19 protein-coding genes are annotated in these 23,304 nt (G+C 48.1%); 13 read left to right on the top strand and 6 right to left on the bottom strand.

Annotated elements, in window-relative coordinates:
* The 3 genes from ACN0TF_RS05635 (at window position 1) to ACN0TF_RS05625 (ending at window position 3,575) form a co-directional block, all read left to right on the top strand.
* Window positions 1-1,488: an ATP-binding protein gene (locus tag ACN0TF_RS05635; RefSeq protein WP_417441129.1), complete on the top strand. Its 1,488-nt coding sequence runs from the start codon at window positions 1-3 to the stop codon at window positions 1,486-1,488.
* Entirely contained in the window at window positions 1,485-2,825 is a 1,341-nt protein-coding gene (locus tag ACN0TF_RS05630; RefSeq protein ID WP_417441128.1) for a sigma-54-dependent transcriptional regulator, read from the top strand. The genes ACN0TF_RS05635 and ACN0TF_RS05630 overlap by 4 nt, the downstream gene beginning before the upstream one ends.
* 63 nt (window positions 2,826-2,888) lie before the next feature.
* Window positions 2,889-3,575 carry a type 1 glutamine amidotransferase domain-containing protein gene (locus ACN0TF_RS05625; RefSeq protein WP_417441127.1) on the top strand — a complete coding sequence of 229 codons (687 nt, stop codon included), beginning with the start codon at window positions 2,889-2,891 and terminating at the stop codon, window positions 3,573-3,575.
* Between the two features lie 5 nt (window positions 3,576-3,580).
* On the opposite strand, the gene ACN0TF_RS05620 is transcribed toward ACN0TF_RS05625, so the two are convergent.
* Window positions 3,581-5,614: a TonB-dependent receptor family protein gene (locus tag ACN0TF_RS05620; protein WP_417441126.1), complete on the bottom strand. Its 2,034-nt coding sequence runs from the start codon at window positions 5,612-5,614 to the stop codon at window positions 3,581-3,583.
* Window positions 5,615-5,616: 2 nt separating this feature from the next.
* A complete protein-coding gene (locus ACN0TF_RS05615) occupies window positions 5,617-6,750 on the bottom strand; it encodes a PQQ-dependent sugar dehydrogenase (RefSeq protein ID WP_417441125.1) in 1,134 nt (377 codons plus the stop codon).
* Window positions 6,751-6,881: 131 nt separating this feature from the next.
* On the opposite strand from ACN0TF_RS05615, the gene ACN0TF_RS05610 reads away from it, so the two are divergent.
* The gene (locus ACN0TF_RS05610; protein WP_417441124.1) at window positions 6,882-8,393 is read left to right on the top strand and encodes an FMN-binding glutamate synthase family protein; all 1,512 of its coding nucleotides are present in this window, start codon (window positions 6,882-6,884) and stop codon (window positions 8,391-8,393) included.
* Between the two features lies 1 nt (window position 8,394).
* On the opposite strand, the gene ACN0TF_RS05605 is transcribed toward ACN0TF_RS05610, so the two are convergent.
* On the bottom strand, window positions 8,395-9,309 hold the full coding sequence (locus ACN0TF_RS05605) for a hydrogen peroxide-inducible genes activator (RefSeq protein WP_417441123.1): 915 nt from the start codon (window positions 9,307-9,309) through the stop codon (window positions 8,395-8,397).
* A gap of 149 nt (window positions 9,310-9,458) precedes the next feature.
* On the opposite strand from ACN0TF_RS05605, the gene ACN0TF_RS05600 reads away from it, so the two are divergent.
* The 6 genes from ACN0TF_RS05600 (at window position 9,459) to ACN0TF_RS05575 (ending at window position 15,127) form a co-directional block, all read left to right on the top strand.
* Window positions 9,459-10,004 (top strand): peroxiredoxin, encoded by a 546-nt coding sequence (locus ACN0TF_RS05600; protein ID WP_011235799.1) that lies wholly within the window; start codon window positions 9,459-9,461, stop codon window positions 10,002-10,004.
* A gap of 85 nt (window positions 10,005-10,089) precedes the next feature.
* Window positions 10,090-10,617 (top strand): carboxymuconolactone decarboxylase family protein, encoded by a 528-nt coding sequence (locus ACN0TF_RS05595; protein ID WP_417441122.1) that lies wholly within the window; start codon window positions 10,090-10,092, stop codon window positions 10,615-10,617.
* Between the two features lie 127 nt (window positions 10,618-10,744).
* Window positions 10,745-11,977 (top strand): Zn-dependent hydrolase, encoded by a 1,233-nt coding sequence (locus ACN0TF_RS05590; protein ID WP_417441121.1) that lies wholly within the window; start codon window positions 10,745-10,747, stop codon window positions 11,975-11,977.
* Between the two features lie 66 nt (window positions 11,978-12,043).
* Window positions 12,044-13,474 carry a cytochrome c oxidase accessory protein CcoG gene (gene ccoG / locus ACN0TF_RS05585; protein ID WP_417441120.1) on the top strand — a complete coding sequence of 477 codons (1,431 nt, stop codon included), beginning with the start codon at window positions 12,044-12,046 and terminating at the stop codon, window positions 13,472-13,474.
* The gene (locus tag ACN0TF_RS05580; protein WP_417441119.1) at window positions 13,467-14,471 is read left to right on the top strand and encodes a serine/threonine protein kinase; all 1,005 of its coding nucleotides are present in this window, start codon (window positions 13,467-13,469) and stop codon (window positions 14,469-14,471) included. The genes ccoG and ACN0TF_RS05580 overlap by 8 nt, the downstream gene beginning before the upstream one ends.
* A gap of 38 nt (window positions 14,472-14,509) precedes the next feature.
* A complete protein-coding gene (locus tag ACN0TF_RS05575; RefSeq protein ID WP_417441118.1) occupies window positions 14,510-15,127 on the top strand; it encodes a thiol:disulfide interchange protein DsbA/DsbL in 618 nt (205 codons plus the stop codon).
* 1 nt (window position 15,128) lies between these two features.
* Here the strand turns inward: ACN0TF_RS05575 and ACN0TF_RS05570 are convergent, their stop codons facing one another.
* Complete coding sequence (locus ACN0TF_RS05570) at window positions 15,129-16,367, bottom strand: mechanosensitive ion channel family protein (protein ID WP_417441117.1); 1,239 nt, start codon at window positions 16,365-16,367, stop codon at window positions 15,129-15,131.
* A gap of 12 nt (window positions 16,368-16,379) precedes the next feature.
* Window positions 16,380-17,291 carry an acyltransferase gene (locus tag ACN0TF_RS05565; protein WP_417441116.1) on the bottom strand — a complete coding sequence of 304 codons (912 nt, stop codon included), beginning with the start codon at window positions 17,289-17,291 and terminating at the stop codon, window positions 16,380-16,382.
* A gap of 118 nt (window positions 17,292-17,409) precedes the next feature.
* On the opposite strand from ACN0TF_RS05565, the gene ACN0TF_RS05560 reads away from it, so the two are divergent.
* From ACN0TF_RS05560 to ACN0TF_RS05550, 3 genes are read left to right on the top strand one after another with little or no spacing between them, the layout of a single operon-like run.
* Entirely contained in the window at window positions 17,410-18,009 is a 600-nt protein-coding gene (locus ACN0TF_RS05560) for an ImuA family protein (protein ID WP_417441115.1), read from the top strand.
* Window positions 18,010-18,053: 44 nt separating this feature from the next.
* The gene (locus ACN0TF_RS05555) at window positions 18,054-19,412 is read left to right on the top strand and encodes a Y-family DNA polymerase (RefSeq protein ID WP_417441114.1); all 1,359 of its coding nucleotides are present in this window, start codon (window positions 18,054-18,056) and stop codon (window positions 19,410-19,412) included.
* Entirely contained in the window at window positions 19,396-22,515 is a 3,120-nt protein-coding gene (locus ACN0TF_RS05550) for an error-prone DNA polymerase (RefSeq protein WP_417441113.1), read from the top strand. Before ACN0TF_RS05555 ends, ACN0TF_RS05550 begins: the two co-directional genes overlap by 17 nt.
* A gap of 12 nt (window positions 22,516-22,527) precedes the next feature.
* Here ACN0TF_RS05550 and ACN0TF_RS05545 read toward each other — a convergent pair whose 3' ends face one another.
* Window positions 22,528-23,076, bottom strand: a complete 549-nt coding sequence (locus tag ACN0TF_RS05545) for a gamma carbonic anhydrase family protein (protein ID WP_417441112.1) — start codon at window positions 23,074-23,076, stop codon at window positions 22,528-22,530.
* Window positions 23,077-23,304: the final 228 nt, after the last annotated feature.

Here is a 23,304-nt window from a genome sequence, read left to right as displayed (position 1 = left end):
GTGACAAAAAGATACAGTTGGTCACTATCCAGCCTGCAGCGGCGACTTCTTATTTATGTTGTTGTGCCTATGCTAATGATTTCCGGCGTGGCAATAAGTGTCGGTTTACAGGTTGCATCAGATGAAGCTAATGAGCGTTTAAAGAGCGACCTGGAGCTTCTCGGTAGAGCCATTAGCTTACCCATTAGTGATGCGTTGCTGAATAACGATTTGTCCACAGTCCAGGCTAACCTGGACTCGGTGTTCAATATTGGCCGGGTTTACGGCGCTTCGGTGTATAACGTGTATGGTCAGCAGGTAGCGGAAGCAGGTATTACTGAAACCGATTTAAGTAATAGTCAGCTGGCGCTGCAAACCGTCCAGACAGGCGTCAAGCAAGACGACTACCGACGAGTAGAAGGGCGAGATGTTTTCTCTCAATTCCTGCCTATTGTTGACCGTGGTGGTCGAATTATTGGTTTATTACAAATAAACCGGCGTGCCAGTGATTTTGATGAGTCCTTTAAAACACTGAGTCAGTACGCTTGGCTCAGCTGGGCGGCGTTCGGCTTAATTACCATTGCGGTGTTGGTGTTTGGTCATTATCGCGGTGTTGGTCGGCACGTGGTTGCACTTAAAGACGCGATGTTGCGGGTAGCTGAAGGGAATCGCAGTACACGGGTTACACCGGCTGGCCCGTCAGAATTGCAGGAGGTTGCTCAGGGTTTCAACCGTATGCTTGATAGTATCACTGAGGCTGAGCAAGAGCTGGAGCAGCGTCGGGAGCACGAGGCCTCTCTGCAACAGGCATTACGAGAGCAGGAAAAAATGGCAGCTATTGGGAGTGTCGCCAGTGGTGTTGCGCACGAGTTAGGTGCTCCGCTTACCGTTATTGACGGACGCGCAAGCCGATTATTACGCAACCATAAAGACGAAGACAGTCAGCGCCAGCTAAAGGCAGTAAGAGGCCAGGTGCAGCGGTTAACCGGGTTGGTAAACCAGTTGCTGGCTTTCTCTCGCACGCCGGTACAGCAGCGCGAAGCCATTTCTCTACGTGACCTGATAGCAACAGCCATGACCAGCATCGAGTTTGAGCAGGATAAAGGATCGGCCAAAGTGGTCATTAAGGAGCTTGTCGACGTTATTCTGAAAGTGGATATCAAGCGACTGGAACTGGCGTTGGTGAATGTTCTTCGCAATGGTTTGCAGGCCGCTGAATCGGAAGTTTTAGTGGCAGCTGAGTTTGCTGATGAGGGCGTTATTATCACCATCGATGACGACGGCGAAGGTTTGCCCGAGTCGATGAAAGATAAAGCCTTACAGCCTTTTGAAACCAATAAACCTCAGGGCAAAGGTACCGGGCTTGGTTTAACCATAGTTAAACACGTATTAAATGATCATAACGGGGAATTGTCTTTAACAAATAACCCTAATGGTGGCTGTCGGGTCACCCTGAGTTTACCTGCGCAATGCCTTCGGCAAGCAGTTACCAAAGGAGGTAGTGAATGACCGCAGCAAAAGCCATGATAGGCGTAATTGAGGATGATCCTGCTCTGCAGGAGCTATTGGTTGAAGAACTGGAGGCCGAAGGCTATAAAGTTACGGCCTGGGGAAGTGTTGAAGCCTTTAAAAAATCGGTAACGCCATTGGATTTGGTTATTAGCGATATCCGCTTACCTGGGTTGTCAGGTCTGTCTTTACTAGAAAGTTTAAAAAATGAAGATAACTCGCCCGCGCTGTTATTAATCACCGCTTTTGGTACGGTTGATCAGGCGGTTGATGCACTAAAACAAGGAGCCGATGACTTTCTAACCAAGCCGCTGGATGTTGAGCATTTATTGCTTAGCGTCAAACGGATCTTAGAACATCGGTCATTGCAGCGTGAGCTTAAACGGTATCGCCAGCAACAAAAAGGCCCCGGGGGATTAGTTGGACAAAGCCCTTCAATGCGTAAACTGTATGACCAGATAGAGCGCATTGCTCCGGCAGACGGTAGCGTGTTAATTACCGGTGAAAGCGGTACGGGTAAAGAGTTGGTGGCCAAGGCACTGCATCAGTTAAGTGACCGTGCTGAGCAGAGTTTTCAGGCGGTGAACTGCGCGGGCATTCCTGCCGATTTAATGGAAAGCGAATTCTTTGGTCACGCAGCCGGCGCGTTTACCGGTGCTCAGAAAAAACGTCAGGGGCTGCTTAAGCAGGCCGATGGCGGTACTTTGTTACTGGACGAAATTGGCGAAATGCCAATGGCGTTGCAGGCCAAACTGCTACGTGTCTTGCAGGAGGGCACGATTCGCGCTGTGGGTAGCGACGAAGAAGAAACGGTGAATGTCCGGATCCTGGCTGCAACCCACCAGGACTTAGAGCAACAGGTAGAAGACGGGCGCTTTCGGCAGGATTTATTTTACCGTCTGGAAACCTTTAGTTTACGAGTGCCACCTTTGCGCGAGCGCGGTGAGGACATAGAGCGCTTAGCTAATTACTTTTTACAGCAGTTGCAGAAGAACAGCGATAAAACGGTTCGCAGTATTTCTCCGGCTGCACTGGAACAACTTTATAGCTACCGCTTTCCGGGCAATGTACGTGAACTACAAAATGCTATTGAGCGTGCTTTTACCTTTTCCAGAGACGATAAAATAGCGGTTGAAGATTTACCGCAAAGGATCCTGGATAGTGAGCATGAGCCCGACGTGGAGTATGGCACCGAGTGGCCGACTCTGGATGAATATCAGAATCAGTACATTCGTAAGGTACTGTCTCATGCCGAGGGGAATAAATCTAAAGCGGCCGAAATTCTCGGAGTCACAAGGCGCACCTTATACCGTTGGCTGGAACAGCATGGCGAGTGATCAAACGCGCGTTTAAGCACGTAGTCTATACTAAGTTTTTGAATCATCTAACGGGAGTACTAAGTGAAAGTATTAATGGTATTAACCTCACACGATAAGCTCGGTGACACAGACCATAAAACGGGTTTCTGGGTAGAAGAGTTTGCAGCTCCGTACTATGTTTTTACCGATTCTGGTGTGGATGTGACTCTGGCATCGCCTAAGGGCGGTAAGCCACCGATTGATCCAAACAGCACAACGCCCGATGCGCAAACTGAAGCAACCGAGCGTTTTGAAAAAGACGAGACGGCTCAGCAAAAATTAGAGACCACCTGTAAGCTTGATGAAGTTGATCCTGAGGGTTTCGACGCAATCTTCTACCCGGGTGGTCACGGACCATTGTGGGATTTAACCAACAATGAGCACTCTATTAAGTTGATTGAGCATTTCTGGAGCAAGGGTAAGCCAGTTTCTGCTGTTTGCCACGCACCGGCTGTGCTTCTAAATGTGAAAACCCCAAGTGGTGACCCGCTCGTTCAGGGGCGTACTGTTACTGGTTTTAGTAACAGCGAAGAGGCCGCAGTAGAACTGACCGACGTGGTTCCGTTCTTGCTGGAAGACGAGTTGACCGCCAAAGGCGGCCATTATCGTAAGGTGGATGACTGGCAGGCATACGCTGTACAGGACGGTATGTTAATTACCGGTCAGAACCCTGCTTCATCTGAGCAGACCGCACAGCGCCTGCTCGATGTGTTAAGAGCCAGCCTGTAATTGGCTTAAAAGCGTCGGCGCCAACTAATGCCGACGCTTGCCTGCCGGCCTACTGCAGGTTCAAATGAACGTCCGCTGCCCTGATTAACCACAACAGCTCCGACGTAGTCTTTGTCCGTAATGTTATCAACCCGAGCCCATACATCCAGCTCGCTCTTAGCCCATTGCCAATCGCGGCTTACGGCGATATCCCAGGTCGTATAAGAGGGTGCAAAGGTATCGTTTGCATCATTAACCGGTGTCTCGTTACGGTACTGACCAGCTAACTGAACCAGCCACTGCTCTGTGGGCTGCCAGTTAAGACGTAAATACCCCTGACTTTTTGCTACGCCGGGCAACTGATTCCCCTGCAACGGACCATTATCAAAGGTCGCATCAATGTAACTGTATGAAAGCAGTAAGTCTAACTGTTGCGTTAATGCGCCGTTAATACTGAGTTCAGCACCTTCGCGCGAGGTTTCCGACGCGTTGCGGTAGGTCGTGCGGCCGTCGTTTGATTGATCCACCAGTATTTCGTCTTCACTTTTAATACCGAAGAAAGCGAAATGCAGACGCCAGTCTTGTGGTAGTTGGTGTTTGATACCCCATTCCCACTGATCATTTGTCGAAGGGCCCAGTTCGCGGTTCAGACCCGATCCCTGATTCCGGTATGCCAGCTCAGTCAGTGTCGGCGTTTCAAACCCCTGCCCGATGCTCAGATAAGTCGCCGAGGTAGGCAGAAACTGCCAGGTAACTGAAACTGCTGCCGTGGTCTCGCTAAAGTCGCTGCTGCCGCTGTCATCGGAATTATCCAGTTCGGTAAAATAGTCTTCTACCTCATAATTGATGTCGCTGTAACGAACTCCGCCTGTTGCTGAAAGCTCTTCCGACAACTGCCACTGAAAACGCAGATAAGCTGATGCATTTTCAATCCAGTTAAATTCGTTGCGGCGCAAGTCACCTTTTTCACCGTTGTCATTCACATAACCAAAGCGGTGATCTTGCTGGCGTTCTAATTGCGCCCCCACGGTAGCTGACCAGTTGACACCGCGCTGACGCCAGCGCGCATGGGCACCTTCAAACTGACGGGAAACGTCAATTACGGCACCAGAACTGGTGTTCCCGTCACCGGCAAACGGCAGAAACTGTTCAATATCGCGATCGCCCTGCCACAGTGATAATAAGCCCTCACCATTATCGCGTTCGTGGAACCAGCTAAAAGATCCCTGACGGTGGTGAATATCTTTCCGCGTGTTGAAATCAACCGCCCGCTGTACCGTCTGAGTTGGGTCTTCGCGCCAGTCTTCGGGCGTTAGTGCGCTGGGGTCCTGTAATAATGGCGCATCGTTATTGTCGTAACGAATAACAAAACGGTTCTGGTCGTCCCACTGATGATACCAGCGTATCGCCTGCTGCTGGCGCTCGGCAGAGTTGTGCCTGCGCGGGCCGTCGGTCTGAAAATCTGAGGCTAGAATTTGAAGCTGATTGGTGTTGGTTGCCCACTGGGCATTAACATTGTACCGTTGAGTATCATTCTCGCTGAACTGTCCACCCCATTCCAACGCAGTTTCTGTTGGCTTGCGGCTGAACCATTCAACCACACCGCCACCGGAGTTCCCGTAAAGCGTCGCTAACGGGCCGCGCAATACTTCCAGCGAATCAATGCTGTCGAGAAAAATGCTCGAAGTTTGTGCCTGGCCGTCCGGCATAGATAATGGAATACCATCGACATTTAACTGCAAACCCCGCACCCCAAAGGCTGCACGCGAACCAAATCCGCGGACCACCAGGCGTGTATCCTGCGCGTAGTTGTAGCGGCTGTCCGCCTGAATACCGGCCACACCGGCTAAAGCATCGCCAGCGTCAATTTTCATAGAAGGTAAGGTATTTTCCACGCTTACCCGGTCTATACTGGCCGCGGTGGTTAGCCATGGGGTTTCGCTTTGTGTCGCTGTAACAACAACGGTCTCATCTACGTCTGCGGAGTGAACAACGAAAGAGGCCGCCAATAAAGGCAGCCCCGTGTAAGTGAGTTTTTTTAATACAGCTGAATACAACATAATTAATCCGCCGGTTTTATTTGAATAATGGCGCCATCAGACTGGTCGGTTAATAAATAGAGGTAACCGTCAGGGCCTTGGTTAATGTCACGAATACGAGCTTCAACAGCATCTTCAAATAAACGCTCTTCATGCATCATGCGGCCTTCATATAAGTCCAGGCGAGCAACCAGTGAGCTTTTCAAAGCTGCGACAAAGAAATCGCCTTTCCACTCGGGAAACGCGTCACCGGTGTAAAAGGTTGCACCGGCCGTTGCAATGGACGGAACCCAATAATAAAACGGCTGCTCAGTGCCTTCTTTTACTGCATCTTCGCTGATAATGCCACCACCGTAATCAACACCGTAGGTGACTTCTGGCCAACCGTAGTTTTTGCCAGCTTCCGGAATATTTACTTCGTCACCGCCTTGTGGGCCATGCTCTACAGTCCACAGCTTGCCCGTTTCAGGATGAATATCGGCACCTTGTACATTGCGGTGACCGTACGACCAGATTTCATCCAGAGCGTTGTCATCGTTAACAAAAGGATTGTCTTCCGGGATGCTGCCATCAGGCCAGATACGAACCACTTTACCGTGATGGTTATCCAGTGTTTGCGCGTCATCCATGCGTGAATAGCGGTCACCTAAAGTAATATATAAGTGCCCTTCAGGTGAAAAAACTAACCGAGAACCGAAGTGGTTATTGCTTTCGTACTTAGGTGCCTGACGAAAAATAACTTCTTTATCAGTAAATTCTTTATCGTCAAGTTTCGCACGCATAACGGCGGTACTGTTACCTTTTCCATCGTCCTGTGCGGCTTCAGAATAACTAATATAAATCCAGTTATTCTCATCAAAGTCAGGGTCAATGGTAATATCCAGCATACCACCCTGGCCTTGTGCGACTACTTCCGGTGTTCCGCTTATCTTTTCGCGATAGCTGCCGTCGGCAGATACCCAGTAGATGTCGCCGGAGCGCTCGGTAACTAAAATACTTTTGTCAGGAAGAAAGGTCATACCCCAAGGGTTAGTAAAGCCATCAGCAAGTGTACTAACGCTCACTTTATGGCGTTCGGTTTCGACGTCTTCGGCTATGGCTGCAGTGCTTACTGACGCCGTTAACATTGCCGTTAAAACAAACTTTGGATTGAACATAGGTCTCTCCTTGTTATTGAATTATTTAGAGTATACGTCATTCTTCAGAATTTTGATGACACTGTGCTTGATCTGTTTGTCGCTTTGACCGTTAATACTCATATCAATTATTAAAAATGTATTAGGTACCCATGAGCGGCAACGTTTTTAGCACCGACTCCTTACTTGTTTTAGCACAATGGTTAGCCGCAATTTTTGTTTTGGCTATTATTACGCTGGTGATTTCTATTGGCGTTATGTATGTCGTCGATAAAACCCAAAACAAGCATACCATTCGCCATAATTATCCAGTCGTGGGGCGCTTCCGCTACTTATTCGAACGTATGGGAGAATTCATGCGCCAGTATTTCTTTGCTATGGATCGCGAAGAAATGCCGTTTAACCGAGCCCAACGAAGCTGGGTATACCGCGCTGCAAAAAATGCTGACCGTAACGTCGCTTTTGGCTCCACCCGCGATTTAAGCCGCATCGGTACCATTATTTTCAGTAACGCTCCTTATCCCCCTATGGCTGAGCAGGCGACATCTCCAGAGCCTGTTATTATCGGCCCTTATTGTCAGAAGCCCTATTCTCCGGTTTCCTACTTTCATGTGTCCGGAATGAGTTATGGCGCTTTGTCACCGGTTGCAGTTAAGTCATTGTCTCAGGGCGCGGCGAAGGCTGGCTGCTGGCTCAATACCGGCGAGGGAGGTTTATCGCCTTACCACTTGATGGGGCATTGCGATATTGTCTTCCAAATGGGCACCGCGAAGTTTGGGGTACGGGATAAAGAAGGGCGGCTGGACGAAAATCGTCTTGCTGAGCTGGGCCGCCACGACAATGTGAAAATGTTTGAAATAAAGCTGAGTCAGGGCGCTAAGCCGGGCAAAGGCGGTATTTTACCGGGCATAAAAGTCAATAAGGAAATAGCACAAATTCGTGGCCTTGTAGAAGGCGAAGATGCCATTAGTCCGAACCGGCACCCGGAAATCAGCAACAATGAAGAGTTGCTCGATTTCATCGAAAAAGTGCGCAAAATTACCGGCAAACCCGCCGGCTTTAAATTTGTTATGGGTGACCCGTCCTGGATTGATGAGTTGATCGATTGCATCCTGACTCGCGGAGAAGAATACGCTCCCGACTTTATTACACTAGACAGCGCCGATGGAGGAACCGGAGCAGCACCACAGCCGTTAATGGATTATGTGGGCCTGAGAGTGACAGAAAGCTTACCTATGCTTATTGATAAGCTCACCGCAGCGGGGTTGCATGGCCGCGTTCGCGTGGTTGTCTCCGGTAAAATGATCACACCTGCTGATGTTGCCTGGGCCATTGCAATGGGAGCTGATTTTGTCACCTCGGCGCGAGGTTTTATGTTCTCGTTGGGTTGCATTCAGGCTATGCAGTGTAATAAAAATACTTGCCCAACAGGAGTCACTACCGACGACCCTAAGTTAATGAGAGGGCTTGATCCAGAAGATAAATCGGTACGTGTCGCCAACTACCATAAATACATGGAATATGGCGTTAATATTATTGCACACTCCTGCGGTGTCACCGATCCTCGTCAGTTGAACCGTCGTCATGCCCGGGTCATTAAGCCCGACGGGGAAAGCATTAGTCTGGCCGACCGTTATCCGTTGCCGCCGGCCAGACGTCGTTAGTTTAGTTCAGGGTATTGATAGGCAGCAGCCTGGCAACCTCTTCCGCAACTTTACGGAAGGTCTGCCGGCGGCTGGTGGTCGGGCGGTATACCAGGCCAATATCGCGGGAAGCTTCCTGCCCGGTGGGTTTTAATGCAACAAGGTCGGTATTTTCCAAAATCCCTTGATCAATCGCCATTTGCGGAATAAAAGTAGCGCCTAAGCGAGCGTCAGCCATTTGTACCAAACTGTGCAGGCTTGTTGCTGTAAAAGGGTTCATCTTAATTGAGTCGGTTAGCTGGCAGGCTGCGACCGCATGGCCGGTCATGCAGTGCTCTTTTTCCAGCAGGAAAATACTGCGATCAGGCAATTTATCGTAATCGACTGGTTCGCCGACGGTTTCTGCCAGCTCTTTATGCACCACTAACTTGAACGGGTCACGACCCAGTATCCACTTCTGATTCCCTTGAATATCCATAGGCAGCGCCAGCAAAAGAATATCCAGTTCGCCGTTACGCAGGCGATGCAGTAAGTTTTGTGTGGTATCTTCAGAAAGTTGCAGCAGCAGTTTAGGGAACTTGTTCTGTAAATTTTTACTAAGCTCACCAATCACAAACGGGGCTATGGTCGGAATAATACCGAGTCTTAACGGACCTTCCATAATATTGCCCTGCCCCTGAGCGTAATGGAGTAATTCTTCTGAGGCGCTGATAATGTCCCGCGCTTTCTCCACAATTTCCTCGCCTAAAGCGGTAAAGAGGAACGATTTATGGTCACGCTCAATAAGTTGGCAATCGAGTTGTTCTTCCAAATTTTGAATGCCACTGCTCAGTGTTGACTGGCTGACATTGCATTCCGCTGCCGCACGATTAAAGTTTTGTTCCTGGTGCAGTGCCAGTAAGTAGCTCAGGTTTTTCAGGCTCGGCAATTTACTCATAGGTTATCCGTCGCGTTATCTGTTTAATTGGTATTTCCGATTATCATAATCCGTTTTATTCGTTTTATCCAATCTGTCTCCGTCCGTACACTAGCTTTCGACTCGTTAAGGAACGAATACATTTTAAATCCCAATCAAGGAGACAATTTATGTTAACAGTAGGCGATAAATTACCAGAATTCAGCGTAATTGCGGCAAAACCTAAGTTCAACATGCCAGAAGAGAATGGCGAAAGCGCTTTTGAAACTATCGACAACAACAGCTTTGAAGGTAAGTGGAAAATCATTTTCTTCTACCCGAAAGACTTCACCTTTGTTTGCCCAACTGAAATTGTTGAGTTCGCAAAACTGAACGAAGACTTCGCTGACCGTGACGCAGTTGTTATGGGTGGCAGCACCGACAACGAATTTGTGAAATTGGCATGGCGCCGTGAGCACCCTGACCTTGACCGCCTGAACCAGTACTCTTTTGCTGACGACGGTTCTTTGGTCGACGGATTAGGTGTTCGTGACAAAGCTGAGAATGTTGCTCTGCGTGCTACGTTCATTGTTGACCCGCACAACGTTATCCAGCATGTATCGGTAAACAACCTGAACGTAGGTCGTAACCCGGCAGAAATCGTTCGTATTTTAGACGGCTTACAGACCGATGAACTGTGCCCTTGTAACCGTGCACTGGGCGGCGACACCCTTTAATCGGTGTTTATTCCCCAAAACTAAGCGCTGATGGCAATGCCATCGGCGCCTGTTCCGCACTTTCAAAGGATTTCAGGAGTAAAGTATGGCAATTTCAGACTACAAACAGTTACTGGGTGATCACAGTAAAGACACCAAACTTAACCTGTCGAGCTTGTTCTCAAACGTTGAGCAGTCCGGTTTAACGAACGACCAGTTCTATGGCACAGCACTTTCGCTGGTTTACACCTTGTCGAACGACGAGCTGACTCAGGCAGTGGAAGAAGAAGCCGAAGGCAAAATTGAAGAAAACGTTAAGACAGCAGCGAAAACGGCAGCGTCGTTAATGGCTATGAACAACATTTACTATCGCTTCCTGCATTTATCTAGCGATAAACAATTTTCTAAGCTTCCTGCGGGGCTCCGCATGAACGCAATGGCTAACCCGGGTGTGGATAAAGCCGACTTTGAGTTGTTCTCACTGGCGGTATCGGCACTGAATGGTTGTGGTATGTGTATTGATTCGCACGTACAAACTCTGCTGAAACACGACGTTTCAGCTCAAGCGATTCAATCGTCAATTAAGTTGGCGGCGGTACTTAATGCAGCCTTAACTGCACGCAAACTGTCGTAACCCTCTAGGGGCTCCCCTTTGCCCCATGCAACCTTTGCCCGTACCTTTTGGTGCGGGTTTTTTTTTACGCTTTTGGTGCTCCTTAGTTTATGTCCTACGCTTAATAATAAATGCAAAAGAGGTGACTATGCTGAGCATTAATGCTGACCGTTTAAAAAAATCCGTGCTGGAGCTCTCCAAAATTGGTTATAACGAAACTGATCATGGTATGTACCGTTGGGGTTTTACCGATGCCGATATGGAAGCCCGCCGCTGGATGATGGAGCAAGCTAAAGCCGAAGGTTTCAAAACCTTTATGGATGGCGCCGGTAATGTGTTTTTTGGTATTGGCGACTACTTAAAAAAACCGGCTATTCTTACCGGTTCACATCTCGATACCGTTCCCGCCGGGGGGATATTCGATGGCGCACTCGGGGTTTTAGCAGGCTTCGAAGTTTTGCGCTCGATCAAAGAAAATGACGTCAAATTAGCGCATCCTGTATGGGTGGTTGGTACAGCCGAAGAAGAAGGTCGATTTGGCGGCATGATGGGTTCTCAGGCTATTGCGGGTGTGCTGAATCCGGACTGGCTTATGTCAGCTCACGATGCCGATAATGTGTACTTAAAGGACGCAATGGCCGCCCATGGCATGGACGTTATGAATGCGCTGGACGCTGCCTGGCCTCCGGAACGGCTAAAAGCCTTTTACGAGCTGCACATTGAACAAGGCCCTGTGCTGTTCCAAAAAGAGATAACCATTGGCGCAGTGGAAGGTATTTCCGGGGTGTTTAAATGGATAGTTCACTTAAAAGGCAAAGCCGACCATGCCGGTACAGCACCAATGAATATGCGCAGTGACGCTTTTATGGGGCTGGCAGATTTTGCTCACGAAATTGAGCGCATTATTGCCGAAGATGGCACCGATAAAACGCGCATTACCGTGGGCAAGGTGGACTTGAAACCTGGTAGCCCGCATACCGTGCCGGGTGAAGCGGTGTTTACTATTGTTGGTCGAGACATGAATCTTGATGTAATGAAAGAGCTGGCAGACTCTTGCAACAAAGCGTTGTCAGCAATAGCTCGTAAGCACCGTTTGAAGTTTGAATACGAACAAGTCAGTTGGCTGAACCCTCAGGCCTGTTCAGAAAAGCTGACAAAACAAATAGAAGAGAAAGCCAAAGCTCGAAATTATTCGTGTCTTAAAATGCCCAGTGGTGCAGGACACGATGCCCAATTTTTTACAGAGATTACGGAGTCCGGGCTAATATTTATCCCGTCTGTAAATGGGGTCAGTCACGCACCCGATGAGTGGTCGCACTGGCATGACGTGGAAGCTGGTTGTAACATACTTTTAGATTGCATTATTAATTCAGCCCAGTGAGCTGCGCAAACAGTTAAGATCCGTTATACTGTGCGCACCTCGCCGTGACACTATGTGGTATTGCTCATGGAACAAAAAATAACGGTTCAGTCTGCCGATAAAGTCAAAATTCAACGTCCAGACGGACAGAAACACAACGATAATTATTCCCCCCGTAGCCGAATTTATGTGCGTGATACCAAAGGTGCCATGGAGTATTTTAGACGAGGGTTTGGCTTTCTGCTGCTGGCCGTCTTTGCTCTCATTCCCTGGTTGACTTATCAGGGCGAACAAGCGGTTCTGCTCGATATTATGGAGCAGCGCTTCCGTATTTACGGCTTAACTTTATGGCCGCAGGACTTCACTGTTGTTGCCTGGTTCGCCATTGTGGCCGCCGTTGCGTTATTTTTTGTGACAACCGTTTTTGGTCGGGTCTGGTGTGGGTTTATGTGCCCGCAAACCACCTGGACGTTTATTTTCATGTGGTTTGAGAAAAAGTTCGAAGGCCCGCGCAATAAGCGTATAAAACTGGATGAACGCAAAATGGACTTTGACAAGTTCTGGCGCAAAACCGGTAAACAGACCGGCTGGGTACTGGTGTCTTTATTAACCGCGATGACCTTTGTTGGTTACTTTACCGACATACGCGAACTTTTCCTGAACTTCTTTACTCTGGACGCCGGCTTCTGGGCAACCTTCAGTGTGCTTTTTTTCGCATTCTGTACCTATGGTAACGCCGGTTATATGCGGGAAATTATGTGTACGCACATGTGTCCTTATGCGCGTTTCCAGTCGGCTATGTTCGATAAAGACACTTACACCGTGTCTTATGATGCTGAACGAGGCGAGCCTCGTGGCCCTCGTTCGCGCAAGGCCGACCCTGCTGAAAAAGGCTTAGGTCACTGCATTGACTGCTATATGTGTGTGCAGGTATGCCCAACCGGTATTGATATCCGAAACGGTCTGCAATATGAGTGCATTGACTGTGGTGCTTGTATTGATGCTTGTAATGACGTTATGGATAAAATGAATTATCCAAAAGGACTTATCCGCTTTACCACCGAACGTAATTTAGCCGCGAAAAACAAAAAAGAGAAAACCAATCCGTGGCGGATGAAGAGCATCGGCTACTTTATTATGGTTCTGGTGGTGAGTAGTGTACTGGTATGGGATGTCGCAACTCGTGTGCCTCTGGAGGTCGATGTATTACGTGATCGTAACCAGCTGTTCAGAGAAAACATTGAAGGACAAATTGAAAACGTCTTTACCTTAAAGCTGGTCAATAAGTCGCAACAGGACATGACTTACCGCGTGGAAGTTAAAGGCTTTGACGAGTTCGAGTTAATTGGCGATTCCACAAAACAGGTTTCTGCAGGTGAAGTCGGAACATTGCCGGTAACGGTAGCGGTTCCACCATCATTATTAGAAGGTCAGGTCACAGAGTTTTACTTCGTGGTCACAGCGGTTGATAATGCGGATATAACTAATACGCATCAGAGCCGCTTTTTATATGAATGATTTTACAGAGAACGCGTCGGACTTTGCTTTTCAGGGACTGACGCCGGATCTGGTTGTTAATGCCTTAGAAAGTGTCGGTTTGTATCCCGCATCGGGCTTGCTGGCACTTAACAGCTACGAAAACCGGGTTTATCAGTTTGCTGACGATGATCGCAAACGTTACGTGGCAAAATTCTATCGTCCGCAGCGCTGGCGCACAGAGGAAATTAACGAAGAACTGGAATTTGTTGAGGAACTGGCGCAAGCCGAAGTTCCGGCGGTTTCGGCTCTGAAGCTTCAGGGAAAGCGTCTGCACGAGTTTGAAGGCTATCGTTTTTGTGTGTATACAAGCATTGGCGGCAGAGCCTTTGAGCCGAATGACCTGGACGAGCTTGAGCGGTTGGGACGTCAAATAGGCCGTATGCATGCGGTGGCTCAGGCGGGCAAGTTTAAAGTCCGGGAAACCATTGACTATGAAGGTTTTGTGGAACGGTCCGTGGCCGAGCTACACCAGTCCGCTTTATTACCCGCGGAATTAAAAGACGCCTTTTTTGCCATTCTTGATCCCTTAAGTGAACGCTTACGTTCTACACCTTTGCAGGACTTCGAGTATCAGCGTCTGCATGGCGACTGCCATATTGGTAATATTCTGCAGTATGAAGAGCAACTGACTTTTGTCGATTTTGATGATTGTCGCTCCGGGCCTGCGGTTCAGGACTTATGGATGATGCTGAACGGATCGCATCAGGAGCAAACATTACAGATGGATGCCCTGCTGACTGGCTACGAAGATTTCTGCGAATTCGATACTGCGCAATTGATATTAATTGAACCTTTGCGCAGTTTCAGAATCATTCAATATATGGCATGGTTATCACGCCGGTGGCAGGATAGTGCCTTTCAGCGAGCGTTTCCCTGGTTTGCAGAAAGCCGATATTGGGAGCAGCAGATTCTGGCACTGAAAGAACAACTGGCGGGGCTGGATGAAGCGCCGCTGAACCTTGGCTTTAATGGCTAATTTGAATAGATAGTTTTAACAGATAACAGGAAATGATAATGAAAAAGTGGTTAATGGGTTTTGCCGGAGCATTAATGGTTGCAGCGGGTTTTGCTCAGGCTCAGAATTTTGAAGAAGATGTTCATTACGAAGTGATAGCCGATGAAGCGACCAGTAAACCGGAAATTACCGAGTTCTTTTCGTTTTATTGTGTCCATTGCTACCGCTTTGAACCTATTGCAAAAGAAATGAAGTCTGAATATCCGGATGCTTTTAAGAAGGCTCACGTGTCGTTCATTAGTCCTCGCGGTAACGTGGGCGAGACCATGACTCAGGCTTTTGTCGTTGCGCAAAAACTGAATAAGGAAGAAGAAATTGCCGCGGCTATTTTTGATTACAACTTTAATAAAAATAGCATGCTGACCAGCAAAGAAGACATTCGTAATGTGTTTATTGTAAACGATGTATCCGGTGATGAGTTTGATAAAGCCATGGCGAGCTTCACTGTTCGTGCAGCGGCTTCCAACATGGATCGTCGGGCAAGTAACTTAGGAGTTAACTCAACACCAACTTTTATCGTTAATGGTAAATACAAAATGCTGCCACAGGGTTTCCGTGACAGCGACAATTTCCAGGAAGACTTTTCTGATTTAGCTGGTTATCTTTTAGAAAAATAACTCAGTGCCCTGAATTACTTTGAGAATGAGTGCCTTCTCCGCTTTGCTCGGAGAAGGCCTGATTATTGTTCATATACTGATAATTCTTCAGTCCAAAGTCCGCCATAACACTGTATAAATACTCCAGAATAGAGCTTTGTATTGCCTCATATTTTGTCCATTCGGTTTCTTTCGCGAACGCATAAATTTCTAATGGTATGCCGGCCGCTGTCGGCTGCATCAGACGTGCCATGTGCAGGAGATCTTCCCTCACCTGCTTGTGGTTTCTCAGGTAGTTATTAGCAAAGACACGAAATACCGTTAAATTACTGACGGGCTTTTGCAGTTCGTTTTCGCTCAGCCAATCCTCAACCGATTGATCAAAGTGCTTTTCGGCAACTTCTTCCAGTTCCTCATCGGACAGAATTCTGGAGCTGTCCAAGTCAATCATTAATGACCGACGCATGCGGCGTCCACCGGTATTAACCATGCCCTGCCAGTTTTTAAATGATTCGTGAATCAATATATAGGTGGGTAAGAAAACAATGGTTTTATCCCAGTTCTGAACTTTTACGGAAATGAGTCCTACTTCCTGCACTGTGCCATCAACGCCGTGGTCGGACAGCTCTATCCAGTCACCAATGGCGACCATACGGTTGGTAGCCAGTTGTACCCCGGCAACAAAGCCCATTAAAGTGTCTCTGAAAACCACCATGAGAATGGCTGTCATTGCCCCAAAGCCGCTGAGTAAATACATGGGGGATTTGTTCATAATAATGGCGACGGTAATGATAATGGCCATTAATACCAGAATTAACTTTGCCACCTGTATTACACCGGTAATAGGCACTTCCCGAGCTTTATAAGAGTAGTCGTAGGCAATGGAAACGACGTTAGCTAAAGCCGTGAGAATACTGGTAATAACCCAGGTGAGGTAAACACCAACAACGGTGCGCAGCGGCGACTGCCAACTCTCAAAGTCATCAATAAAAAGAATCGGGATGAAATTGTGAATGACAATAATAGGAGCCAGGTTGGCACAGCGCTTGAAGAAACCACTGTTGACCAAAGAATTATACCACCGCTCCGGTGCTTTGCTTAATACTCGGTCGATGGCATGATTGATAACCCAGCGCGCGACAACATAGGAAATGTAACAGCCAATTAAAACCAATAATGAACTAACAATCAGATCAAGCTCTGGTAATTTCCCTTCAATGCCGAGCTTTGCTAGCCATTCTTTTACGAACTCAAAGTTCATTATAAAACTCCCTTATCGGGTGCTGTGAATTTCCTTACGCATTTCGTCAATGGTTTGATCTTTTTCCTGCCAGCGCTGATTCAGCCATTGTTGAAAATGGGCTCTAAATTTTTCATCACTGGCATAATCACCAATTAAGTCATCTGTAATAGGCCGCGTCTTTATATCAACATAGACGTTTTTCAACTGTCCGCTTAATAAATGCCAGACTACCGGGCGTTTATCGGTTCCCGGATAGACAATGGTAATGTCCAAAATGGCTTCAAACTGACCGCCCATAATTTGCAAAGAGAAAGCGGTACCGCCTGCCTTAGGTGGCAGCAGGTTGCGAAAAGGGCTCTGTTTTTTTGCGTGTTTCTCTGGGGTAAAGCGCGTGCCTTCACAGAAATTCACCACAGTTGTAGGAATGTGGCGGAATTTGGCGCAAGAACGTGTCGTCGTTGCAATGTCTTTGCCTTTTAAGTGTGGCTTTTTCTCCAGCAACTCTTTTGAGTAGCGTTTCATAAAAGGCATATCCAGTACCCAGCAGCCCCAGCCAATAATGGGTATCCACATAAGTTGTGACTTTAAAAAGAAGCGCGGCATAGGCATGTGGCGACGAGTCAAATGCATTAACACCAGCACATCGACCCAACTGCGATGGTTTGCCATAACCATATACCAGCCTTTTTCGTGGATATTGAGGTCACCTTTAATGTGCCATTCCATACGTTGAGTCAGCTGGAACATCATTGACATACAATACGCCCAGACTCTGAATAGAGCATTCCCCAGAAAAGAACAAATGCGCTGAGGTGTTTTAAAAGGCAGTAACACTTTGAAAATACCAATACTAATAATCGAAACACCAATAATAGCGGTGGTGATTAATCCCCATGAAAAGTTAATAACAACTCTGAAGGGAATGAGTATTGATGTCAGCATGCTGCCCTATCCTAATTAGAAACAATGAGATAAATGATAACTGAAGCCAGTAATGATGTCTGTTGGTAACGAGTAAAAATTAATGATACTGTATATATGTACAGTATTTGGAGGTTTTATGCAGACAAAGCTTCAGGCTCTTATTCAGCAAGGGCTTGTTTGGCATGGTCAGGTTACCGACAGTCAGGCAGCTACCTTAAGCTCCGGTTTTTCGTCGTTAGATACTGCGTTGGGCGGCGGCTGGCAATACCCGGGGTTGCATGAGTGGCAGTTGCAAACTCCGTTTTCGGAACAGGCACTATTGTTGCCATTAATACAGCATGCGGTGCAACAAAAGCTGTCGGTTTTCTGGGTAAACCCTCCGGCCTGGTTGTCGGCTGCTGGCCTACATCATTATGGACTTAATGAGTCTATGCAGGTGGTTGTTCAGACCAGTGCAGAGAAAGCTGCCTGGGCGTTTGAGCAGATATTGCAGACAAAAAATGCGCTGGTTTTAGGCTGGTTTGCACAAAAAGAGACGACAGCTCAATCTGTTCGGCGTTGGTATAAAGCTGCCCAAACCGGGCAGATGGGCGTGGTCTTGAGCGAACCCGCTTTAAATGAAGAGGCGCGGGCTTATTCTAACCGCGTACGGTTAAAGCTTGGTGAAGCGGGAGTCACGCTCGACATACTAAAACGCAAAGTGGGCTGGCCACTGGAACACGTTGCTCTGAACTAATGTGGTTATATTGTCATTTTCCCCAACTGCTACTGGATAATCGGGTGCGCTTACAGCCTGACAGCAACACCCTGCCGCTGGCACTTTACCAGTTACAGGGTAACCAGTCGGTTATAGTACAGTGCAACACCTTGGCGCGGGAGGCTGGGGTCAAACCCTCTATCCAGACGGTTATGGCAATATCGCTTTGTGAGCAACTGCAACTCGTTGAATATATTCCGGAGCGTGAGCAGCAGGTATTGCAGCAATTAGCCACCCGACTTTACCAGTGGGCAGCTAAGTTAGTTTTGTATCCACCCAAAGGTCTGGCAATTGAGTTGAGTAGTTTGGTGCAGTTATATGGCGGGATGGATGCGGTATTTAATACTTTATCCCGCGAGATTCATGCGCTGCCAATTAAGGCTCATCTGGCAGTCGCAGACAACCCTTTAGCAGCTCAATTATTAGCAGAATATGACTGTCCGGTTTCGTTAAACCCCAAAGAGTCTGCACAGATGCTGGCTCAGCTGCCTATAGGTGCTGCCGGTTTAGGAACAAAAACACAGAAGCATTGTAAAGCCGCAGGTTTTCGTCAGCTGGGAGAGCTCATACAGTTATCGGGAGATGAAGTCGGCCGGCAGTTGGGGTTGGAAACACAGTTATATCTGGAGCAAATTCAGGGTCGCCAGCAGCAAAGTTATAATTTTTTCACTCCACCGGAACGTTTCCGGCAAAGTCTGGATCTGGTCACTGAAATTCCTCACTGGCAAGGGTTGTTATTCCCGTTAAAAAGGCTGTTCGGTGAGCTGGAAGATTTTCTCTACCAGCGACAAAAAATAGCCCAGCAGGTCAGTATTGAACTGCATCACCGCAATGAACCTCCTTCCGTTGTTCCCGTCGCTTTAGCGGAGCCCGGCTGGCGGGGGCAGAGTTTTTTGTCGTTACTGCAGTTGAAAATGGAATCCATACCTTTGCCTGAAGCGGTTATGGAAATTACGCTGGTGGCTAACGAGCTATTGCAGTCTGAACAGCACAACAGTCACTTTTTTGGGGGGCAGCAACACCGGCACGAAACACTGCAGCTCATTGGCCGATTACAGGCAAAGCTTGGCAACAATGCCGTGTTCTCGCCGGCCATGAATGACGACCCACGCCCAGGTCATAACGAATTTCGTCGCCCGGCGGGAGAAAAGCCTCAGGTCTTATCTGCGACACCTAAGCGGCCTCTTTGGCTGTTACAGCCTCCGCAGCCAATCTCAATCGACTTATGGCAGCTACGGCACGGGCCGGAACGCAAAGTCTGTGGCTGGTGGGATGCCGGTGACATAGCGCGCGATTACTGGATTGCCCGGGACAAGTTTCAGCGTGTGGGCTGGCTCTATTTTGAATCCGGACAATGGTATTTGCATGGCTGGTTCAGCTGATATGTTTAAAGACTCCAGTGGAAAGCCCTTTGCTGAGCTACACAGTTTAAGCCATTACAGTTTTTTGCGCTCAGCCGCTTCGCCGGAGGAATTGGTGATGCGCGCAGATGAGTTGGGCTATAACGCCATAGCAATAACTGACGAATGCTCTGTGGCAGGTATTGTAAAAGCCTATCAGGAGTCAAAAACGCGGGATATTAAACTCATTGTGGGTAGTGAATTCAGGGTGAGCGAAGTGGGTACGCTGGTTGTTCTGGCGCCAACCAGAGAGGCCTATGCTGAGCTTTGTAAAAAAATTACATTGTTCCGTAGTCGCAGCGAAAAAGGACATTATCAGGCCAATATCGATGATTTTTTCGAAGGATTTTCTCAGTGTCTTTTATTGTGGCAGCCAGACTTTTCTCAGACTCAGCTTCTGGCCATTGGTGAAAAGTTGAAATCGGTATGGCAACAGCGCATTTGGTTATTATACGAGCGGCATTACCAGCCTGACGACGAAAGGGCTTTTCAGGCTATGGTTGAGCTTCAACAGGCCGTTAAAGTGAAAGTCGCCTGCGCTGGTGGCGTTCGCATGGCAACCACTGAACAACAGCCGCTATATGATATTCTGAACGCGATTCAACATGGTGGCTCTTTAGCGCATCAGCCCGGGTTAGCCAGTAACAACGCGGAGCATCATCTGCGAAGCCTGAGTGAGTTGCAACAGTGCTACCCGCAAAAGTGGCTAGCCGAAACACTGGTTATTGCTCAGCAGTGTCAGTTTTGTCTGTCGGAACTTCGTTACGAATACCCCGCCGAACTGGTTCCTGAAGGTATGAGTGCCTCCGGCTATTTAAAGCAGTTAACTGAACAAGGCGCTCGCTGGCGTTATCCGCAAGGTGTGCCCGAGTCGGTAAAAGTGCTTTATTTAAAAGAACTTAGCCTGATAAAAGAGCAAAGCTACGAGCCTTTCTTTTTAACCATTCATGACTTAGTTCGTTTTGCCCGTGAGCAGGGAATCTTATTTCAAGGGCGTGGTTCGGCAGCAAACTCGGTAGTCTGTTATTGTCTGGGCATTACCGCGGTTAACCCGACGCAAATTCAGGTGTTGTTTGAACGTTTTATTTCTAAGGAACGGAACGAACCTCCCGATATCGATGTGGACTTTGAGCACGAGCGCCGCGAAGAAGTCATTCAGTACATTTACTGCAAGTACGGTCGGCAGCGCGCAGCGTTGGCTGCAACGGTTATTACCTACCGTTTTAAAAGTGCTTTTCGCGATGTTGGCAAAGCTCTGGGTTTTAGTGAACAGCAAATGCAGTATTTTCGTCGCAATTTAGACCGGCGGGACAAAGAGCAAAACTGGCAGCAACAGCTAGCGCAACAACACCCCGAAGTCACAAATTCAGTACGGGGCCAGCACCTTTTACAATTTACTGAGCAATTGATGGGTACTCCCCGGCATTTGTCGCAGCATGTCGGTGGTTTTGTTATTGCTGCCGATGACTTGTCACGGTTGGTTCCGGTAGAAAATGCCTCGATGACGGACAGAACCGTTATTCAGTGGGACAAAACTGATCTCGAAAGCCTGGGCTTATTAAAAGTGGACGTGCTGGCGCTGGGCATGCTGACAGCCTTGCGGAAAATGCTGGAGCTTATTAATTCGCGCTATGACCAGCAACTGACCATGGCAACCATTCCGCAGGAAGACAGCCGGGTTTATCAGCAGCTACAAACCGCCGATTCTATGGGGATTTTTCAGATAGAATCGCGGGCGCAAATGAACATGTTACCGCGACTAAAGCCCAAAACCTTCTATGATCTGGTCATTCAAATTGCGATAGTCCGGCCCGGCCCCATACAAGGCGACATGGTACATCCCTTTTTACGTCGCCGCGCAGGTCTGGAAGAGGTTGATTACCCTAGCGACGAAGTAAAGTCGGTATTAGAAAGAACGCTGGGCGTACCTATTTTTCAGGAGCAGGTAATTAAACTGGCTATGGTCGCGGCTGGCTTTAGCGGTGGTGAGGCGGATCAGCTTCGCCGGGCAATGGCGTCGTGGGGGCAAAACGGACATTTAACCCGCTTTGAAGATAAGCTTATTAACGGCATGCTGGAGCGGGGTTATAAGCAGGAGTTTGCCGAACGCTTGTTCCGGCAAATTTGTGGCTTTGGACAATATGGTTTCCCTGAGTCGCATTCTGCGAGCTTTGCTAATTTAGCTTATGTGTCGTCCTGGTTTAAGACCTACCATCCGGCAGCTTTTTATGTGGGCTTACTGAATAGTTTACCTATGGGGTTTTATTCGGCATCGCAGTTGGTACAGGACGCACAACGCCACGGCGTAGCGTTTTTAGCCGCGGATATTAACGCTAGCGACTGGGACTATTGTTGGTTGCCTAAAGAAGATACGAACTCTGATGAGACTGTACGCATGGGCTTAAGGCAAATTCAGGGCCTATCCGAAAGCAGAATAAAGCATACGTTGACGCAAAGACCGGAGGACGGTTTCACCAGCATGCATGAGTTGCGACAAAGCGGATTGCGGGATTCTGATATCAACGCCCTCGCCCGCGCCGACGCATTAAAGAGCATTGCTGGACACCGGCATCAGGCACATTGGCAAAGCTTGTCTATGAGCGATCAGCAAATGCCGTTGTTTGAGAATGTTAAGGATCGCCCTGCCCGCCAACTGCCCGCGCCTGATGAGCCGGACAATATAAGAGCAGATTATGAATCGACCGGATTGACCTTAGGCCGCCACCCATTAGCTTTGCTGAGAAATACCCCCGAATTAAAAAACTGTGTCATGGCCAGCGACCTAATGACCTGCCGCTCAGGACAAGTGCTGACCTTGGCCGGCTTAGTCACCTGCCGGCAAAGGCCTGGAACCCGTAGCGGCGTCACTTTTTTAACTTTGGAAGATGAAAGCGGAAACAGCAATGTGGTGGTCTGGGCGAATACCGCCCGCCAATTTCGACAATGCTTCCTGACCAGCAACCTACTTTGGGTAAAAGGCATTGTCGAAATTCACGACGGTGTGGTGCATGTTATTGCAGGCCGGTTAAAGGACTTATCCGGCCTGTTAAGTTTCTCTCGACTGGAAAGCCGTCGTTTCCACTAAGCTTCCATTAACTTAAGAAACTGGACTCACCTGTAAAAGGTAGTCGTTTTTCAAATCAACGTAGTTTTGTGCCGATTGGCTTAAAAAGCTCGTCTCACCACTATTAAGGCGTCTTTTCTTTTCAACCGGGCTGCCGACATATAAGTAGCCACTTTCTAAGCGTTTGCCTGGAGGAACCAGACTACCTGCTCCAATAATGACATCATCTTCTATTACGACATCATCCATTATAACGGCAGACATGCCTACTAATATGCGGTTACCTAGTTTGCAACCATGCAACATACAATGGTGGCCTACGGTAACTTCGTCCCCAATAACTAAGGGATGCCCATCAGGGTTGGCTTTGGATTTACGCGTAACATGAAGAACGGTTCCATCCTGAATGTTGCTACGCTTACCAATAGTAATACGGTTAACATCGCCTCTTGCAGCGACCATAGGCCATACGCTGCTGTCATCGCCTATTGTAATATTACCGACAATGACCGAACTGGGGTCCAGGTAAACGCGTTCACCGATAACTGGTTCATATTCACAGTAACTACGGATATCTGCCATAAGTGTGCTCCTGAGTTAAAAGCTGTTACAACCTTTATAGCAGATAGAGGTAAATAGGTCATGTCTGGCCTAAGTTTGGCGAGAAAAGCAGCGTGTTGCTGAAACTTTACGCAGTCAGTAAAGAAACAGTTAGAAAGGTGCTAAAAGCGCTTGACGGGACGAGTTAAATCTCTAAAATGCGCTCCACGTTCAAGGCAGGCAACGAAGCCGCCGAAAACCTAAGTTTTC

The sequence above is a fragment of the Idiomarina sp. genome, from assembly GCF_048265525.1.
Taxonomy (GTDB): domain Bacteria; phylum Pseudomonadota; class Gammaproteobacteria; order Enterobacterales; family Alteromonadaceae; genus Idiomarina.
The sequence above is the reverse complement of the archived record's forward strand: the minus strand, read 5'-3'. Positions and strand labels throughout refer to the sequence as shown.

Coding starts and splice junctions, on each gene's coding strand:
- ACN0TF_RS05630 (WP_417441128.1), top strand. CDS start 1,485: ATGACCGCAGCAAAAGCCATGATAGGCGTAATTGAGGATGATCCTGCT.
- ACN0TF_RS05620 (WP_417441126.1), bottom strand. CDS start 5,614: ATGTTGTATTCAGCTGTATTAAAAAAACTCACTTACACGGGGCTGCCT.
- ACN0TF_RS05615 (WP_417441125.1), bottom strand. CDS start 6,750: ATGTTCAATCCAAAGTTTGTTTTAACGGCAATGTTAACGGCGTCAGTA.
- ACN0TF_RS05610 (WP_417441124.1), top strand. CDS start 6,882: ATGAGCGGCAACGTTTTTAGCACCGACTCCTTACTTGTTTTAGCACAA.
- ACN0TF_RS05605 (WP_417441123.1), bottom strand. CDS start 9,309: ATGAGTAAATTGCCGAGCCTGAAAAACCTGAGCTACTTACTGGCACTG.
- ACN0TF_RS05600 (WP_011235799.1), top strand. CDS start 9,459: ATGTTAACAGTAGGCGATAAATTACCAGAATTCAGCGTAATTGCGGCA.
- ACN0TF_RS05595 (WP_417441122.1), top strand. CDS start 10,090: ATGGCAATTTCAGACTACAAACAGTTACTGGGTGATCACAGTAAAGAC.
- ACN0TF_RS05590 (WP_417441121.1), top strand. CDS start 10,745: ATGCTGAGCATTAATGCTGACCGTTTAAAAAAATCCGTGCTGGAGCTC.
- ccoG (WP_417441120.1), top strand. CDS start 12,044: ATGGAACAAAAAATAACGGTTCAGTCTGCCGATAAAGTCAAAATTCAA.
- ACN0TF_RS05580 (WP_417441119.1), top strand. CDS start 13,467: ATGAATGATTTTACAGAGAACGCGTCGGACTTTGCTTTTCAGGGACTG.
- ACN0TF_RS05575 (WP_417441118.1), top strand. CDS start 14,510: ATGAAAAAGTGGTTAATGGGTTTTGCCGGAGCATTAATGGTTGCAGCG.
- ACN0TF_RS05570 (WP_417441117.1), bottom strand. CDS start 16,367: ATGAACTTTGAGTTCGTAAAAGAATGGCTAGCAAAGCTCGGCATTGAA.
- ACN0TF_RS05565 (WP_417441116.1), bottom strand. CDS start 17,291: ATGCTGACATCAATACTCATTCCCTTCAGAGTTGTTATTAACTTTTCA.
- ACN0TF_RS05560 (WP_417441115.1), top strand. CDS start 17,410: ATGCAGACAAAGCTTCAGGCTCTTATTCAGCAAGGGCTTGTTTGGCAT.
- ACN0TF_RS05550 (WP_417441113.1), top strand. CDS start 19,396: ATGGCTGGTTCAGCTGATATGTTTAAAGACTCCAGTGGAAAGCCCTTT.
- ACN0TF_RS05545 (WP_417441112.1), bottom strand. CDS start 23,076: ATGGCAGATATCCGTAGTTACTGTGAATATGAACCAGTTATCGGTGAA.